Source organism: Pluralibacter sp. (genome assembly GCF_019237635.1).
In the GTDB taxonomy this organism is placed as follows: Bacteria; Pseudomonadota; Gammaproteobacteria; order Enterobacterales; family Enterobacteriaceae; genus Enterobacter_B.
In genome coordinates this window covers 1-15,822 of record NZ_JAFAGS010000051.1, presented here as the reverse complement: position 1 = coordinate 15,822, position 15,822 = coordinate 1, and the positions used below count along the sequence as shown (strand labels likewise).

The 15,822-nt window shown below is 58.1% G+C and carries 18 protein-coding genes; 10 read left to right on the top strand and 8 right to left on the bottom strand.

Annotation, left to right across the window (positions count from 1 at the left end; all coding sequences use genetic code 11):
• The first annotated feature begins 508 nt into the window (after positions 1–508).
• The 5 genes from JO226_RS06235 (at position 509) to JO226_RS06215 (ending at position 4,855) form a co-directional block, all read left to right on the top strand.
• Positions 509–952: a hypothetical protein gene (locus tag JO226_RS06235; RefSeq protein WP_293534756.1), complete on the top strand. Its 444-nt coding sequence runs from the start codon at positions 509–511 to the stop codon at positions 950–952.
• 161 nt (positions 953–1,113) lie between these two features.
• Positions 1,114–2,022 (top strand): ABC transporter substrate-binding protein, encoded by a 909-nt coding sequence (locus JO226_RS06230; RefSeq protein ID WP_293534753.1) that lies wholly within the window; start codon positions 1,114–1,116, stop codon positions 2,020–2,022.
• Positions 2,023–2,035: 13 nt separating this feature from the next.
• Positions 2,036–3,193 (top strand): ABC transporter permease, encoded by a 1,158-nt coding sequence (locus tag JO226_RS06225; RefSeq protein ID WP_293534750.1) that lies wholly within the window; start codon positions 2,036–2,038, stop codon positions 3,191–3,193.
• Positions 3,186–4,121: an ABC transporter ATP-binding protein gene (locus JO226_RS06220; protein WP_293534748.1), complete on the top strand. Its 936-nt coding sequence runs from the start codon at positions 3,186–3,188 to the stop codon at positions 4,119–4,121. Before JO226_RS06225 ends, JO226_RS06220 begins: the two co-directional genes overlap by 8 nt.
• Positions 4,118–4,855, top strand: a complete 738-nt coding sequence (locus JO226_RS06215) for an ABC transporter permease (protein ID WP_293534745.1) — start codon at positions 4,118–4,120, stop codon at positions 4,853–4,855. Before JO226_RS06220 ends, JO226_RS06215 begins: the two co-directional genes overlap by 4 nt.
• Here the strand turns inward: JO226_RS06215 and JO226_RS06210 are convergent.
• Both JO226_RS06210 and mlrA read right to left on the bottom strand, forming a co-directional pair.
• Entirely contained in the window at positions 4,830–4,943 is a 114-nt protein-coding gene (locus JO226_RS06210; RefSeq protein WP_293534742.1) for a protein YohO, read from the bottom strand. The genes JO226_RS06215 and JO226_RS06210 overlap by 26 nt on opposite strands.
• Positions 4,944–5,001: 58 nt before the next feature.
• Complete coding sequence (gene mlrA / locus JO226_RS06205; RefSeq protein ID WP_293534740.1) at positions 5,002–5,733, bottom strand: HTH-type transcriptional regulator MlrA; 732 nt, start codon at positions 5,731–5,733, stop codon at positions 5,002–5,004.
• Between the two features lie 213 nt (positions 5,734–5,946).
• On the opposite strand from mlrA, the gene JO226_RS06200 reads away from it, so the two are divergent.
• Genes JO226_RS06200 through JO226_RS06190 form a run of 3 tightly spaced genes read left to right on the top strand, consistent with a single transcriptional unit; the run spans position 5,947 to position 8,858 of the window.
• The gene (locus tag JO226_RS06200) at positions 5,947–7,635 is read left to right on the top strand and encodes a sensor histidine kinase (RefSeq protein ID WP_293534737.1); all 1,689 of its coding nucleotides are present in this window, start codon (positions 5,947–5,949) and stop codon (positions 7,633–7,635) included.
• Positions 7,629–8,348, top strand: a complete 720-nt coding sequence (gene btsR / locus JO226_RS06195; RefSeq protein WP_293534735.1) for a two-component system response regulator BtsR — start codon at positions 7,629–7,631, stop codon at positions 8,346–8,348. Before JO226_RS06200 ends, btsR begins: the two co-directional genes overlap by 7 nt.
• A gap of 42 nt (positions 8,349–8,390) precedes the next feature.
• Complete coding sequence (locus tag JO226_RS06190; protein ID WP_293534732.1) at positions 8,391–8,858, top strand: DUF1456 family protein; 468 nt, start codon at positions 8,391–8,393, stop codon at positions 8,856–8,858.
• 60 nt (positions 8,859–8,918) lie between these two features.
• Here the strand turns inward: JO226_RS06190 and JO226_RS06185 are convergent, their stop codons facing one another.
• Positions 8,919–9,578, bottom strand: coding sequence for a Fic family protein (locus JO226_RS06185; RefSeq protein ID WP_293534730.1), 660 nt, complete (start codon positions 9,576–9,578; stop codon positions 8,919–8,921).
• Between the two features lie 106 nt (positions 9,579–9,684).
• Positions 9,685–11,718 carry a methionine--tRNA ligase gene (metG, locus tag JO226_RS06180; RefSeq protein ID WP_293534727.1) on the bottom strand — a complete coding sequence of 678 codons (2,034 nt, stop codon included), beginning with the start codon at positions 11,716–11,718 and terminating at the stop codon, positions 9,685–9,687.
• A gap of 165 nt (positions 11,719–11,883) precedes the next feature.
• Between metG and apbC the strand changes: the two genes are divergently transcribed.
• The gene (apbC, locus tag JO226_RS06175; RefSeq protein WP_293534724.1) at positions 11,884–12,993 is read left to right on the top strand and encodes an iron-sulfur cluster carrier protein ApbC; all 1,110 of its coding nucleotides are present in this window, start codon (positions 11,884–11,886) and stop codon (positions 12,991–12,993) included.
• A 69-nt stretch (positions 12,994–13,062) separates the two neighbouring features.
• Here the strand turns inward: apbC and JO226_RS06170 are convergent, their stop codons facing one another.
• The 3 genes from JO226_RS06170 to JO226_RS06160 form a co-directional block, all read right to left on the bottom strand.
• Complete coding sequence (locus tag JO226_RS06170) at positions 13,063–13,515, bottom strand: hypothetical protein (protein ID WP_293534722.1); 453 nt, start codon at positions 13,513–13,515, stop codon at positions 13,063–13,065.
• A gap of 116 nt (positions 13,516–13,631) precedes the next feature.
• Entirely contained in the window at positions 13,632–14,057 is a 426-nt protein-coding gene (locus tag JO226_RS06165) for a GNAT family N-acetyltransferase (protein ID WP_293534719.1), read from the bottom strand.
• A 63-nt stretch (positions 14,058–14,120) separates the two neighbouring features.
• Positions 14,121–14,447 carry an RcnB family protein gene (locus JO226_RS06160; RefSeq protein ID WP_293534716.1) on the bottom strand — a complete coding sequence of 109 codons (327 nt, stop codon included), beginning with the start codon at positions 14,445–14,447 and terminating at the stop codon, positions 14,121–14,123.
• A 171-nt stretch (positions 14,448–14,618) separates the two neighbouring features.
• Here JO226_RS06160 and JO226_RS06155 point away from each other — a divergent pair, with 171 nt between their 5' ends.
• Positions 14,619–15,539, top strand: a complete 921-nt coding sequence (locus tag JO226_RS06155) for a LysR family transcriptional regulator (RefSeq protein ID WP_293534759.1) — start codon at positions 14,619–14,621, stop codon at positions 15,537–15,539.
• A gap of 3 nt (positions 15,540–15,542) precedes the next feature.
• Here JO226_RS06155 and JO226_RS06150 read toward each other — a convergent pair.
• A partial coding sequence (locus JO226_RS06150) for a universal stress protein (protein WP_293534714.1) occupies positions 15,543–15,822 on the bottom strand: 280 nt, incomplete at its 5' end.

Below are 15,822 nucleotides of genomic sequence, written 5' to 3'. Positions count from 1 at the left end.
AACCAGCGGATGAAATATGTCGCAGAGCCGGGCAAATTCAACGTCTTTATCGGCGTTGACTCCGCCCGCGTGAAGCAGGGTGAGTTTACACTGCAGTAAGGGCTTTCTTTTCCCTTCCACCTTCTCCCCTCGGGGGAGAAGGTCGGGATGAGGGGATATATAGCGCTTATCTGGAATCTCCCTCGCAAAAAACAGACTTACTCCCCGTCATTCCTCATTATTTCTTTTTATCCCCGATTCAGACTTTTACGCTATTCCCGTTACGGCAACTTCCGTAGCCGGGCGTGGAAACCCGAAATAACCGTATGTTGATGCAAACAGGATGCGAGCGTATCTTTTTGTGTCAGGTTAGCGCGCATCCTTGTAAAATCCATGGTGGCGCTGGCGAGGCGGCCGAAAGGCTGGCCGGAGTCCATACGGTTCGGTTTCCACCCTCGTCAGTGCTACCGCCATTTGAGCGTGGAAACTCAGGCGGTAGCTTTATTTGATACCGTATGGAAACCTCTTTATGTCCACATACCCTCATTACCCTGATCCTTGTTTTCCTTCACAACTGCTGACCCGGTCATTGTCTGCCTCAGACGATCTGTTCGGGGTGCTGGATCTCTGCACCGCGCTGGTGAGCGTGCTGGTCGAAACAGACGATTGCACTGAGCGCGTCGCCCTGTGCGGCCGCCTGGTGCACAGCCTGACGGCGCTTAACGCGCTGTGCGAGGCGGATTTACCGCCGCACCTGATCTCATCGTTAACGACGCAAACCCTGACTCCCGCCGATCTTCCTGACTGCTGGCAGGATACGGCAATGCTGCTCGGGTACCTGCAGACGCTGGTCAATGTGTTGCTCAGCAATACGCAACCGGAGGCAACTGCGCGCGATATCAGCGGGTTGTTGCACGATCTGACCTGGCTGCTGGCCGACAGCCTGAAGACGCCGTTTATTTTGTCCGCATAAACACCGTTTCGGGTCGCCAGCACCTTAAGGCTGGCGACCCGAAACTACAGCTTCACTTTCTGGCAACATTCCAATTCCATTATCGGAATGTCGGAATCGTCATTCCTGGACTATCTTTTTAGTCTAACGCCCTGAAAAGACACATCAGAAGAGGAAAAAGCATGACAGCCAAAACGTGGAGCATTGCGGGGGCGCTACTGCTTGCCGCTACCGCCCAGGCGGCAGAGCCGGTGAAGGTCGGCTCGAAGATTGATACCGAAGGGGCACTGCTTGGCAATATCATTTTGCAGGTGCTGGAAAGCCATGGCGTGAAAACGGTCAACAAAGTGCAGCTCGGCACTACGCCGGTGGTGCGCGGCGCGATCACCTCGGGTGAGCTGGATATCTACCCTGAATACACCGGTAACGGTGCCTTTTTCTTTAAAGATGAAAACGACCCGGCATGGAAAAACGCCCGGCAGGGCTATGAGAAAGTGAAAAAGCTGGATGCTGAACAGAACAAGCTGGTCTGGTTAACGCCAGCGCCTGCCAACAACACCTGGACCATTGCCGTGCGTCAGGACCTGGCGCAAAAGAACAAACTGGTCTCTCTGGAGGATCTCAGCGGCTATCTGAAGCAGGGCGGCACGTTTAAACTGGCGGCCTCAGCGGAGTTTATCGAGCGCCCGGACGCGCTACCGGCGTTTGAGAAAGCCTATGGCTTCAAGCTCGATCAGGGGCAGTTGCTGTCGCTGGCGGGCGGCGATACCGCGGTCACCATCAAAGCCGCAGCGCAGCAGACCTCCGGCGTTAACGCCGCCATGGCCTACGGCACCGACGGCCCGGTGGCGGCGCTCGGCCTGCAAACCCTGAGCGACCCGAAAGGCGTACAGCCGATCTACGCCCCCACGCCGGTGGTGCGGGAAGCCGTGCTGAAGGAATATCCGCAGATAGCCGAGTGGCTGAAGCCGGTGTTCGAAGGGCTCGATGAAAAGACCCTGCAAAAACTGAATGCCAGCATTGCGGTTGAAGGGCTGGATGCGAAAAAAGTCGCGGCAGACTGGCTGAAACAGCAAGGACTTGCAAAGTAAGTCGGGCTAACGCGTGAGATTTCATTGTCATAATCGAGTCTTGCTGCTGCTGGTGCTTATCGCGCTGGCAGCCGTTTTCCTGCCCTTTGTTAACTATGCGCCTAACCGACTGGTCTCTGGTGAAAGCCGCGCGCTCTGGCAAATCTGGTCTTTTCCTCCTGTGCTGCTGGCGCTTATCCCGCTGCTCTTTATTGCGCTGAGCGCAGTTCCGGGCAGGCCGGGGCTGGTCGCCACTATGCTGCTTACCCAGGGGCTTTTTATCCTGCTGATGTGGAGCGGAGGAAAAGCCGCCACGTTGTTGGCGCAAAACGGGAGTTCGCTGGCGCGCACCTCGCCGGGTAGCGGGCTGTGGCTGTTACTGGCGCTGACGCTGCTGGCCTGTAGCGACGCCATCCGGCGGCTGACGTCGTTCGCGCTCTGGCGCTGGCTGCTGAACGCGCAGATCTGGATCCTGCCGCTGGTGCTGCTTGGCGCCGGGACGCTTAACGATCTGTCGCTGCTTCGCGAGTACGCCAACCGCGAGGATGTGTTTGACGCCGCCCTGCAACAGCATCTGATCCTGCTGTTCGGCACCCTGCTGCCGGGGCTGCTTATCGGCGTGCCGATCGGCTTATGGTGCTGGCAGCATCCTGTGCGTCAGGCCCGTACCTTTACGGTGCTCAACGTGATTCAGACGATCCCCTCCGTGGCGTTGTTCGGTCTGCTGATAGCCCCGCTGGCGGGGCTGGTCAGGCACTTCCCCTGGCTTGGCGCGATAGGCATTGGCGGGACGGGCCTCACCCCGGCGCTGATCGCCCTGGTACTGTACGCGCTGCTGCCGCTGGTGCGCGGCGTGGTGGCTGGCCTGCAGCAGGTGGCGGCGGACGTACTGGAGAGCGCCTCCGCGATGGGGATGAGCCATCGCCAGCGTTTCTGGCGCGTGCAACTGCCGCTGGCGATGCCGGTGCTGCTGCGCAGTCTCCGGGTGGTGACGGTACAAACGGTCGGGATGGCGGTGGTCGCCGCGCTCATCGGCGCGGGCGGTTTTGGGGCGTTGGTGTTTCAGGGGTTGCTCAGCAGCGCGCTGGATCTGGTGCTGCTGGGGGTCATTCCGGTGGTTGCGCTGGCGGTGGTGGTTGATGCGTTATTCAGCCTGTGGCTGGCGCTGTTAAAAGGGGAAACCCATGATTGAATTTCACCAGGTAACGAAGCGCTTCGGCGGGCAGGCGGCGGTGAAAAACCTCGATCTGCACCTGCGGGAAGGCGCATTTTCAGTGCTGATTGGCACGTCCGGTTCAGGAAAGTCGACGACGCTTAAACTGATCAACCGGCTTGAGGAACACGACAGCGGCATGTTGCGGTTTGCCGGGGAAGATATCCGTCAGTTGCCGGTGCTGGCGCTGCGCCGCCGGATGGGGTATGCGATACAGTCCATTGGCCTGTTTCCGCACTGGACGGTGGCGCAGAATATCGCCACGGTACCGCAACTGCAAAAATGGTCGCGGCAGAAAATTCGCGATCGTATCGACGAGCTCATGGCGCTACTGAACCTCGACCCCCAGCTGCGTGAACGCTATCCGCATCAGCTCTCCGGCGGGCAGCAGCAGCGCGTTGGGGTGGCCCGCGCGCTGGCGGCCAATCCGGAGGTGTTGCTGATGGACGAACCGTTCGGCGCACTCGATCCGGTCACCCGCAGCGCGTTGCAACAGGAGATGCGGCGTATTCACCAGCTTCTTGGGCGCACTATTGTGCTGGTCACTCACGACATCGACGAAGCCCTGCGGCTGGCCGACCACCTGGTGCTGATGAACGAGGGCGAGGTGGTGCAGCAGGGCACGCCGTTGTCGATGCTGACCGCGCCGAAAAATGACTTTGTCCGCACCTTTTTCGGGCAGAGCGAGCTTGGCGTGCGGCTACTGTCCCTGCGGGATGTGCGCGGCTTCGTGCGGGAAAACGAGCAGTGCGCCGGGGAGCCGCTGCGGGCGTCAATGTCGCTGCGCGATGCGCTGTCGAAGTTTGTCGAAACCCGCAGCCCGCGCCTGCCGGTGCTGGATGATGCGGGCGCGCCGTGCGGGACGCTGCACTTTGCCGATCTGCTGCGTGAGGAGGCTGGCGCGTGAAGATCATCCGCGATCCGCTGGCGTGGCTGTTGGCGATGTTTGTTGTCCTGGTCTTCGCCATGCCCTACAGCGCGCCGCTGTTCAGCACATTATTCCCACAGTTGCCGCGTCCGCTGTACCAGCAGCAAAGCTTCTGGTCGCTGACGCTGGCGCATTTCTGGCTGGTGGGCGTTTCCAGCGCTGTTGCGCTGCTGATTGGCGTCGGGGCAGGCATTCTGGTGACCCGCGACGCCGGGCGTGAATTTCGTACGCTGGTGGAGACCATTGCCGCGATGGGGCAGACGTTTCCGCCGGTCGCGGTGCTGGCTGTCGCCGTACCGGTGATGGGGTTTGGGCAGGAACCGGCGATCATCGCGCTTATCCTCTACGGCGTGCTGCCGATACTGCAGGGCACGCTGGCCGGGTTGGTATCCGTGCCAGCTGGCGCAGTGGCGGTGGCGCAGGGGATGGGGATGAACGGCTGGCAGCGGTTGACGAAAGTCGAGCTGCCGCTGGCGGCCCCGGTGATCATCGCCGGGGTAAGGACGTCGGTGATTATTAATATCGGCACGGCGACCCTTGCGTCAACCGTCGGAGCGAACACCCTCGGGACGCCGATCATTATCGGCCTGAGCGGGTTTAATACCGCTTACGTTATCCAAGGGGCGGTGCTGGTGGCGTTAGCCGCTATTGTGGTTGATCGACTGTTTGAACGGCTGGCCCAGGTCTTCAGCCGACACCACCGCGAACAATAAAGGAATAGCCCGCGAGCATCACGCCGCCGATGCCGCTGATGGCCATCAGAACGAACAGGGTGATCACAGCCACTTTGGCAGGTTTCATGATGTGCTCCTTTTGTTAATCTGACGATTATATCGTGAAGCACGCTTGTTAATGAAACTTAATTTCCGAGTTCCAGGACGTTCAACCCCTGTGTGCGCCACTGCTGCAACTGCTCCTGCTGTCCTGCGGGGGGCACGTCGCCGCACCACACCAGCAACGTCTGACCGACAAACAGCTCAGGACGCAGCTGGCTGAGTGGGTGCGCCAGGATGTCAACACGCCATCCCTGTTCGCAGGCAATCCAGCCTTCCAGCCACAGACGGGTGGTGTCGGTGATATTCCAGCCGACCACCAGCGCGTCGTTTCCCTGTCGCTTTCGTGCCGCAGCGAGGTGCAGCGAAACGGCATTAATCAGCACGCCGTCCAGTACGGCAAGCAGCGCCTGAAGAGGTGGTTGCGGGCCTTGCAGCCGCAGGCGCAGCGGGTTGAACAAATAAGGCACCAGCGTTTGGGCGGGATAATCACGGCTGCGCTCTTTGATCCACATTCGCAGGCGGTTGAGGTTGCCGGTGTGCAGGAAGTGCAGCAGCGTTTCCTGATGCTCGCGCCAGCCGCTATGGTGTTCGCCAGCCCCTTCGCTCAGCAGGTTTTTGACTTTGCTGACCTGCACGCCGGTGCCGATCCAGCGCTTAATTTCCTGGATCCGGTCGATATCGTACTCGTTAAACAGGCGGTGCCCGCCGTCCGTACGCTGCGGTTTCAGCAATCCATAACGCCGTTGCCAGGCGCGCAGGGTAACCGGGTTGATATCACAAAGCAGAGCTACTTCGCCGATGGTGTAGAGCGCCATTCGTTCACCTTTGCAGATGTGTCCTGAGTTTAAGGGTAGTCGCTGATGGCGGAAATCGGAAAAATCGCGTGTTTTTAGCCCGGATTACGGTGGCGTGGCGAGAAAAAAGTGTGATCGTTTACAGGTTTTGCGCGTTTTGCCCGGGACGTCAAAGAAAGCAAACCGGCGACAGTGTATGTTACGCACTTTCATAAGCGGTATGGTTGTGTGGGTATGTACGAGTTTAATCTGGTGTTGCTGCTGCTTCAGCAGATGTGCGTTTTTCTGGTCATTGCCTGGCTGATGAGCAAAACGCGGTTGTTCATCCCGCTGATGCAGGTGACCGTCCGCCTGCCCCACAAACTGCTGTGTTATGTCACGTTCTCCATTTTCTGCATTATGGGAACCTATTTTGGTTTGCATATTGAAGACTCCATCGCCAATACCCGGGCTATCGGCGCGGTGATGGGCGGGCTGCTCGGCGGCCCCGTCGTCGGCGGGTTGGTTGGGCTTACCGGCGGGCTTCACCGCTACTCGATGGGTGGGATGACCGCCCTGAGCTGCATGATCTCCACCATTGTCGAAGGGCTGTTGGGCGGGCTGGTACACAGTGTGCTGGTGCGCCGTGGCCGCAGCGACAAGGTGTTTAACCCGCTGACCGCAGGCGCCATTACCTTTGTGGCGGAGTTGGTGCAGATGCTGATCATCTTGCTTATCGCCCGGCCGTTTCATGATGCCCTGCATCTGGTGCAGAGCATTGCCGCCCCGATGATGGTGACCAATACCGTCGGCGCAGCCCTGTTTATGCGTATCCTGCTGGATAAGCGGGCGATGTTCGAGAAGTACACCTCGGCGTTCTCCGCCACCGCGCTGAAGGTGGCGGCTTCGACGGAGGGGATACTGCGTCAGGGCTTTAACGAAGAAAATAGCATGAAGGTCGCCCAGGTGCTGATCCAGGAGCTGGATATCGGGGCGGTGGCCATCACTGACCGGGAGAAGCTGCTGGCGTTTACCGGTATCGGCGACGATCACCACCTGCCAGGAAAGGCTATCTCCTCGCGCTATACGCAAAGAGCTATCGACAGCGGCGAAGTGGTGTACGCCGACGGCAATGAATTACCGTACCGCTGCTCCATACACCCCAGCTGCAAGTTGGGTTCGACGCTGGTCATTCCGCTGCGCGGTGAAAATCAGAAGGTGATTGGCACCATTAAGCTTTACGAGGCGAAAAACCGCCTGTTCAGCTCCATCAACCGCACGCTGGGCGAGGGGATTGCGCAGCTGCTGTCGGCGCAAATCCTGGCCGGGCAGTATGAGCGGCAAAAAGCGCTGCTGACGCAGTCGGAGATCAAGCTGCTGCACGCTCAGGTGAATCCCCATTTCCTGTTCAATGCCCTGAATACGCTGATGGCGGTGATTCGCCGCGACAGCGAGCAGGCCGGGCAGCTGGTGCAGTATCTCTCCACCTTTTTTCGCAAGAACCTCAAACGCCCGTCGGAAATCGTCACGCTTGCGGATGAGCTTGAGCACGTGAACGCCTATCTGCAGATTGAGAAAGCGCGTTTTCAGTCGCGCCTGCAGGTGTCGCTGTTTGTGCCGGATGCGCTCGCTCACCATCAGCTACCGGCGTTTACCCTGCAGCCGATCGTTGAGAATGCCATCAAACACGGCACGTCGCAGCTGCTGGGGACGGGGGAAATCAGCATTACCGCCAGCCGCTTTAATCATCATCTGGTGCTGGATATTGAAGATAACGCGGGTCTGTACCAGCCGACATCGCAGGCCGGGGGGCTTGGCATGAGCCTGGTGGATAAGCGACTGCGCGCCCGCTTTGGCGACGATTGCGGCATTACCGTGACCTGCGAGCCGGAGCGCTTTACCCGTATTACCCTGCGACTGCCTCTGGAGGAGACTGCATGCTAAAAGTGCTGATTGTTGATGATGAACCTTTAGCGCGGGAGAACCTGCGTATTCTGCTTGAGGGTCAGCACGATATTGAAATAGTCGGCGAGTGCGCCAACGCTATCGAGGGGATTGGGGCGGTCCATAAGCTGCGCCCGGACGTGCTGTTTCTGGATATCCAGATGCCGCGCATCAGCGGGCTGGAAATGGTCGGTATGCTGGACCCTGAACACCGGCCCTACATTGTCTTTTTGACCGCCTTCGATGAATATGCGGTGAAAGCGTTCGAAGAGCATGCGTTCGATTATTTGCTCAAACCCATTGAGGCGAAACGGCTGGAAAAAACGCTCGCGCGCCTGCGTCAGGAGCGCAGCCAGCAGGATATGTCGCTGCTCGGTGAAAGCCAGCAGGCGCTGAAGTTTATTCCCTGTACCGGGCACAGCCGGATCTGGCTGCTGCAAATGGAGGACGTCGCGTTCGTCAGCAGCCGCATGAGCGGGGTGTATGTCACTGACCGGGAAGGTAAAGAAGGGTTTACCGAGCTGACGTTGCGCACACTGGAAAGCCGTACACCGCTGCTGCGCTGCCATCGCCAGCATCTGGTGAATCTGGCGCAGATTAAGGAGATCCGCCTTGAGGAGAACGGTCAGGCGGAACTGGTGCTACGCTCCGGGCAAACGGTGCCGGTCAGCCGTCGCTACCTGAAAAGCCTGAAAGAGGCGATTGGCTTGTAGTATTCAGGTACACTACGCTTTTACCCTTTTACAGAATCCAACATGCTGAACAATGATATTTTACGCAGTCTGCGTTACATCCTGAAAACCAACAATACCGAGATGCTGCGCGTGCTGGCGCTTGGAGAAACCGAGGTCACCGCCGAACAGCTGACGCCGTGGCTGAAAAAAGAGGACGAGGACGGTTTTCAGCGCTGCCCGGACATTATCTTGTCGGCATTTCTCAACGGCCTGATTTACGACAAGCGCGGTAAGGACGAGAGCGCGCCCCCGCTCGCGCTTGAGCGTCGCCTGAATAACAACATCGTGCTGAAAAAACTGCGTATCGCCTTTTCGCTCAAAACCGACGATATTCTGACGATCCTCACCGGGCAGAAATTCCGCGTCTCAATGCCGGAAATCACCGCCATGATGCGCGCGCCGGAGCATAAAAACTTCCGCGAGTGCGGCGACCAGTTCTTGCGCTACTTTCTGCGCGGGCTGGCGGAGCATCTGCACACAGCCAAATAGATTGCTAACCTGGGCCCGGTATGGATACCGCAGCCTGGGAATCGCAAATCATGCAGTGGGTCAAATTGCGGGTAATTTATAGCGTGTGCTTCTGCCGCCTGCGTTGTTGGCTTCCAGGAAACCCAGAGAGGTTAGCTGTGCTAAATGGCGGGTGGCAGTGGCGCGACTGATGCTGGCAACCGCTTTGTACTGGCTGTTATTAATTCCGTCACTAAAATCACCATCCAGCATTCGGTTGAGCACTTTTATCTGCTCGGCGTTAAGTCGTGATTGCTCAAAATGCTGCCAGTATCGGGCTTTAAAAACGGTTTGCTCAATCAGTGTGAGCGCTTCCTGAACTGATAGCTGAAGCATTTCAACAAACCAGATCAGCCACCTGGTGATATCAACATCCCCTTTTTGCGTCTGCTCAATAACCTCGTAGTAGCGTTGACGATGTTTATTGATTGTTCGGGACATTGCATAAAGGCGAACCGTGTTGCCTTCTGCCTGCGCAAGGGCGAGATCCATAATAAGGCGGCCAATCCGGCCATTACCATCCTCAAAAGGATGAAGCGTCAAAAACCACAGGTGTGCAATACCCGCCCGAAGCAATGGATCCAGTAATGCATCATGTTGACTGTCGTTAAACCACTGGATGAACTGCGCTATTTCGGCATGAATAACGGATGCGGCGGGACCTTCAAAATGCACGATGGGCTTATCAATACGACCAGACACGACATGGACTGGACCTGAGTATTCTACTCACGCTATGAGTAGAATAGAATCTGTAATTGCCTCATCGCGAAAAAAAAGCGCTGCCGGAGCAGCGCTTGATGCCAGATTATTTCACCTGCTGACCAGGCTGTGCGCCGCTGTCCGGGCTTAACAGGAAGATATCTTTCCCGCCAGGACCGGCGGCCATCACCATTCCTTCCGACACGCCGAAGCGCATTTTGCGCGGCGCCAGGTTGGCAACCATCACCGTCAGACGGCCAATCAGCGTTTGCGGGTCCGGGTACGCGGAACGGATACCGGAGAAGACGTTGCGCTTCTCGCCGCCCAGATCCAGCGTCAGACGCAGCAGTTTGTCGGAGCCGTCGACGAATTCGGCGTTTTCGATAAGCGCGATACGCAGATCCACTTTGGCGAAATCGTCAAAGGCGATGACATCCTGAATCGGGTCATCTGCCAGCGGGCCGGAAACCGGTGCCGTCGCTGCTTTCACTTCTTCTTTTGACGCGTCAATCAGCGCCTCAACCTGCTTCATATCGATGCGGTTGTACAGCGCCTTAAAGGTGTTAACCTTGTGGCCGAGCAGCGGTTGGGCGATAGCATCCCAGCGCAGTTCGCTGTTAAGGAAGGCTTCGGTACGCTCTGCCAGCTGCGGCAGCACCGGCTTCAGGTACGTCATCAATACGCGGAACAGGTTGATACCCATGGAGCAGATGGCCTGCAGGTCGGCATCGCGGCCTTCCTGTTTAGCGACAACCCACGGCGCCTGCTCGTCGACATAGCGGTTTGCCACATCGGCCAGCGCCATGATTTCACGAATGGCTTTACCGAATTCGCGACTTTCCCACGCCTCGCCAATCGCCTCTGCGGCATCAGTGAAGGTTTTATAAAGCTGAGGATCGGCCAGCTCCGCCGCCAGCACGCCGTCAAAGCACTTGGCGATAAAGCCCGCATTGCGGGAGGCGAGGTTGACGACCTTGTTGACGATATCGGCGTTCACGCGCTGGATGAAATCTTCCAGGTTGAGGTCGATGTCATCGATGCGGGAAGAGAGCTTGGCGGTGTAGTAGTAGCGCAGGCTGTCGGCATCAAGATGCTTAAGCCAGGTGCTGGCTTTGATGAAGGTGCCGCGGGATTTGGACATCTTCGCGCCGTTAACGGTCACATAGCCGTGGACGAACAGGTTGGTCGGCTTACGGAAACCGCTGCCCTCCAGCATGGCCGGCCAGAACAGGCTGTGGAAGTAGACGATATCTTTGCCGATAAAGTGATACAGCTCGGCGTCGGAGTCTTTTTTCCAGTATTCGTCAAAGCTGACGGTATCGCCGCGTTTGTCGCACAGGTTCTTAAAGGACCCCATGTAGCCGATCGGCGCATCCAGCCAGACGTAGAAGTATTTGCCTGGCGCGCCTGGAATTTCAAAACCGAAGTACGGCGCATCGCGGGAGATATCCCACTGCTGCAGGCCGTGCTCGAACCACTCCTGCATTTTGTTCGCTACCTGCTCCTGCAGCGCGCCGCTGCGGGTCCACGCCTGCAGCATTTCGCTAAACGACGGCAGGTCGAAGAAGAAGTGCTCGGATTCACGCATGACCGGCGTCGCGCCGGAGACCACGGATTTCGGATCGATAAGCTCGGTTGGGCTGTAGGTCGCGCCACACACTTCGCAGTTATCGCCGTACTGGTCCGGAGACTTACATTTCGGGCAGGTGCCTTTCACGAAACGGTCCGGCAGGAACATGCCTTTTTCCGGATCGTAGAGCTGAGAGATAGTACGGTTTTTAATAAAACCGTTCTCTTTCAGACGGCCGTAGATAAGCTCGGACAACGCGCGGTTCTCATCGCTGTGCGTCGAGTGGTAGTTGTCATAGCTGATGTCGAAACCGGCGAAGTCCGTCTGATGTTCCTGACTCATTTCGGCAATCATCTGCTCCGGCGTGATGCCAAGCTGCTGGGCTTTCAGCATAATCGGCGTACCGTGAGCGTCATCGGCGCAGATGAAGTTAACCTGATGGCCGCGCATTCGCTGGTAACGGACCCAGACATCAGCCTGGATATGCTCCAGCATATGACCGAGGTGAATAGAGCCGTTAGCGTACGGCAGAGCGCACGTTACCAGAATTTTTTTCGCGACTTGAGTCATAGTGAACATTACTTCTTGATAGTGAAAAAGGGGTTTTGATGTTACCTGAAAGGGGCTAACTCCGCCAAGCGATAAGGGCATATATCCGTAAATGAATAATTGTTCTCTCTGGGGTAAACTGGGTAGCGACGATGTCTTTCTCAGAACAACAACAAAGGAGTCGGGATGAGTTCACAATCCCAGGCCAAATCCCCCGAACGCCTGCGCGCGATGGTCGCAGGTACGCTGGCCAATTTTCAGCACCCCACACTGAAACATAACCTCACCGCGCTCAAGGCGCTGCATCACGTCGCCTGGCTTGATGACACGGTGCACATTGAACTCCAGATGCCGTTTGCCTGGCATAGCGCTTTTGAAGAGCTCAAGGAGCAGTGCAGCGCGGATCTGTTGCGCATCACCGGCGCGAGCGCCATCGACTGGCGCCTGACGCATAACATCGCCACGCTCAAGCGCGTGAAGAACCAGCCTGGCGTGAACGGCGTGAAGAATATCATTGCGGTGAGCTCCGGTAAGGGCGGCGTCGGTAAATCCTCAACGGCGGTGAACCTGGCGCTGGCGCTGGCGGCGGAAGGGGCGAAGGTGGGCATTCTTGATGCCGACATCTATGGCCCGTCCATCCCAATGATGCTGGGGGCGGAAGGCAGCCGCCCGACCTCGCCGGACGGCACCCATATGGCGCCTGTCATGAAGTATGGCCTGGCGACCAACTCTATCGGCTACCTGGTGACCGATGATAACGCCATGGTGTGGCGCGGCCCGATGGCCAGCAAGGCGCTGATGCAGATGCTACAGGAGACGCTGTGGCCGGATCTTGACTATCTGGTGCTGGACATGCCTCCGGGCACCGGGGACATTCAACTGACGCTGGCGCAGAACATTCCGGTGACCGGCGCGCTGGTGGTAACGACGCCGCAGGACGTTGCGCTGATTGATGCCAAAAAAGGCATCGTGATGTTCGAGAAGGTGGAAGTACCGGTGCTGGGTATCGTGGAAAACATGAGCGTGCATATCTGCAGCCACTGCGGCCATCACGAACCGATTTTCGGCACCGGCGGCGCTGAGCGCCTGGCGCAGCAGTACCATACGCAACTGCTGGGACAGATGCCGCTGCATATCAGCCTGCGCGAAGACCTCGATCGCGGTATGCCGACGGTAATTGGCCGTCCGGACAGCGAATTCACCACCCTCTACCGCCAACTTGCAGGGCGAGTGGCGGCGCAGATGTACTGGCAGGGCGAAGTGATCCCGGGCGATATCGCGTTTCGCGCGGTATAAGCGCGGCGCAACACTCATGAAAATGAAAAGCTGCCTGCGGGCAGCTTTTTTGTACCCGGTCGGTGAACGCTACGGCGTGATGGGCTGCCGCCCGTTCGGGGTTTGCAACCAGCGCGGCGCATTCATGATATCCGCCAGATAGGCGGTCAGCTCATAAAGCAGCCCCTGTAACGCCTCCTCCACGGAGAGTGACATCTTGCCGCCGGAAAGCAGGTGACTTAACGCGAGGCAGTACTCGCACAGCAGATCGCTTTCTGAATCCAGCGTCGGAAAGCGCGTCGGGGGTGTGTCTACGGTGAGTCTGTCCATCATGTGCGCGGGGACCGGGTCGTTTAGCCCAGGCAGCAGCTCGCTCAACCCGTGATGTAGCCGTTGGTACATTTCCCGCTGGGTGGTGGCGTGTTCGGTTTCCAGCGCGACCGCCGCAAGGTGCTCGCACTGGCGTATGGTGTCGGTAAAGTCGGTATCTGGGTCAGTGGATACGCCGGGGATTGTCTGTGCCCAGATCGGTGTCGATTCCATCGATGAAGCCTCCGTCAGTTTTTCGCTCAGGCGTGAGAGAGTGTACGCCCGGGTGACGAAGGAACAAGCGCTATTCCCGGAATCCGTGTCGCAAATTGTGATGAAAATGCATGTATTCAGCGAACAGGGTAGTGCATCAACCAGTACTCGCCGTCCGGCGATGTCCCGCATGCTGTGGTTTGCCAGCCATGGCGCTGGTAAAACCGTAGCGCCTGGGTGTTTTGCGCCAGACATTTGAGTGAGCCGGTGTCGGTCAGTTCGGACTGCACCTTTTTCAGCAGCGCGCTGCCGACGCCGTGACCCTGCCAGTCAGGCGAAACGAAGAGGTTGTGCAGAAAGTTATCCCGGGTCCAGACGGAGGCGAAACCGGCAAGCTGGCCGTCTATTTCCGCAACCCAAATGTGCTCGTCCTGGGTCACGGCGTCGAAATCCTCCAGCCGGCAGTTATCGCTTTCAAGCCATGCCCAGCTTGTCAGGCGGGTGTTGAGATACAGCGTACGCAAACAAGGACGGTCCGCATCGATCCCGGGACGTATCAGCATGGGCGCTCCGGCGTGGAGAGGGGAAGCGCCACGAGCGCGGACGCGCTCGCAGCGATGTTTGGTTTAACGATGATAGAAGATCTCGCCGTCGTAGACTTTAAGCACTTTCCCTTCCGTATCGGAAATCAGCACATAGTTGCCGCCCATGTAGGTCCAGTGGCTGCCCGCGCTCGGCGCCGGGAGGTTACGCAACTGCCATTGCTTAATGTTGTACTCTTCCGTGCGGTACATCTCCGGTACGGTATCGCCGAGAGTAAAGTGCGTGAAATCGGCGTTGAATTCTTTCAGTTCATATTTCTGAATGCCGGTCGACACAGACATCGGGGCCGCCCAGGTAGCACCTGCAGTTGCCAGTAGTACGCCCAGAAGCATCATTTTTGTTTTACGCATATTTTTCCACCTGGTCTGGATTCACTTCGCAGCCCCGTATCATTCCTGAAGGATGGGCGCGATGGCAATAGGCGAAACGGCAAAAAAGTGTAAGCAAACCCGCCGCGCAGGCTTTCCTAAACCCGCCAGGGGTGGTAAACAGTGCAAAAAACGATTCTCGGGGGAGTGAAAATGCTCAGGCTGGAAGATCTGACGCTGTTTGTCCGTGCGGCGGCATTGGGAAGCTTTAGCGTGGCGGCGCGTGAGGCCGGGCTGCCGCCGGCGCAGGTCAGTTCGGCGATTAAGCGCCTGGAGACGACCCTCAACATCCGCCTGTTCGCCCGTTCGACGCGCAGCCTGCGCCTGACGCCGGAAGGAGAAGTCTGGCTGCCGTACGCCACCCAGATGCTCGACACGTTGCAGGCCGGGCTGCAAAAAATTCAGAGCCCGGATGATGAGGTGCGCGGTACGTTGCAGGTCGCCGTACCGTCTGATTTGGGGCGGAATCTGCTGCTGTCGGTGATGCAGGATTTTCGCAGGCGTTATCCCGCGCTACGGCTGCGGCTCCTTTTTTCCGATCACCTGACCGACGTCTTTAAAGATCCGGTAGACGTGGCGTTCCGCTATGGTAATAGCGACGACGCCTCGTTTATCTCGCTGCCGGTCGCACCGCAAAACCGCCGGGTGCTGGTGGCATCGCCTGCATGGCTTGCTGCCCACGGCGAGCCGCATACTCCGGAAGAACTGGCGGGACACAACGCGCTGACCTATGTACTGCGCGGCAGGCTGTATGACCGCTGGACACTGCTGCGCGACGGTAAAGTGCATGAGGTGCAGATGAACAGCGCCATTATGAGCGATGATGCCGAGGTGATCCGCCGCCTGGCGATCGCCGGGGAAGGGGTGGCGAACAAATCCTGGCTCGACGTCAGCGACGATATCCGGGAAGGGCGACTGAAGATCCTGCTGCCGCAGTATCAGGGCGACGGCGTGCCGTTGAACATGATTTGCCCGCACCGCAAGCAGCTTTCTACTGCGGTGCGTCTGTTGTATGACGCGGTGCGGGAAAAATGCGCCGCGCTGCTTACGCAACTGCCTGAAGGGAAAATCTGACCCTCAGGGAAGATGTTTTATCAGCACATCCACCGACAGATGGTTGATATAGTCCATGGAGTGCGATGCCAGCACCCCCAGCAGGCGGTTGCGGTGCCCGGCGATAACCAGATCGATCTGGCGCTGCTGCACGCACTTCTCGACATCGTCAAAGCGGCGGGTGGTGACCAGGTCCAGCGTGTGTACCGGCACATCGACGGAGGCGGCAAGCTCGCTCAGCAATGCCTTGGCGCTGATGACATCCTCTGAAACCACATCATCCATCAGGCTGTCGGAGATATAG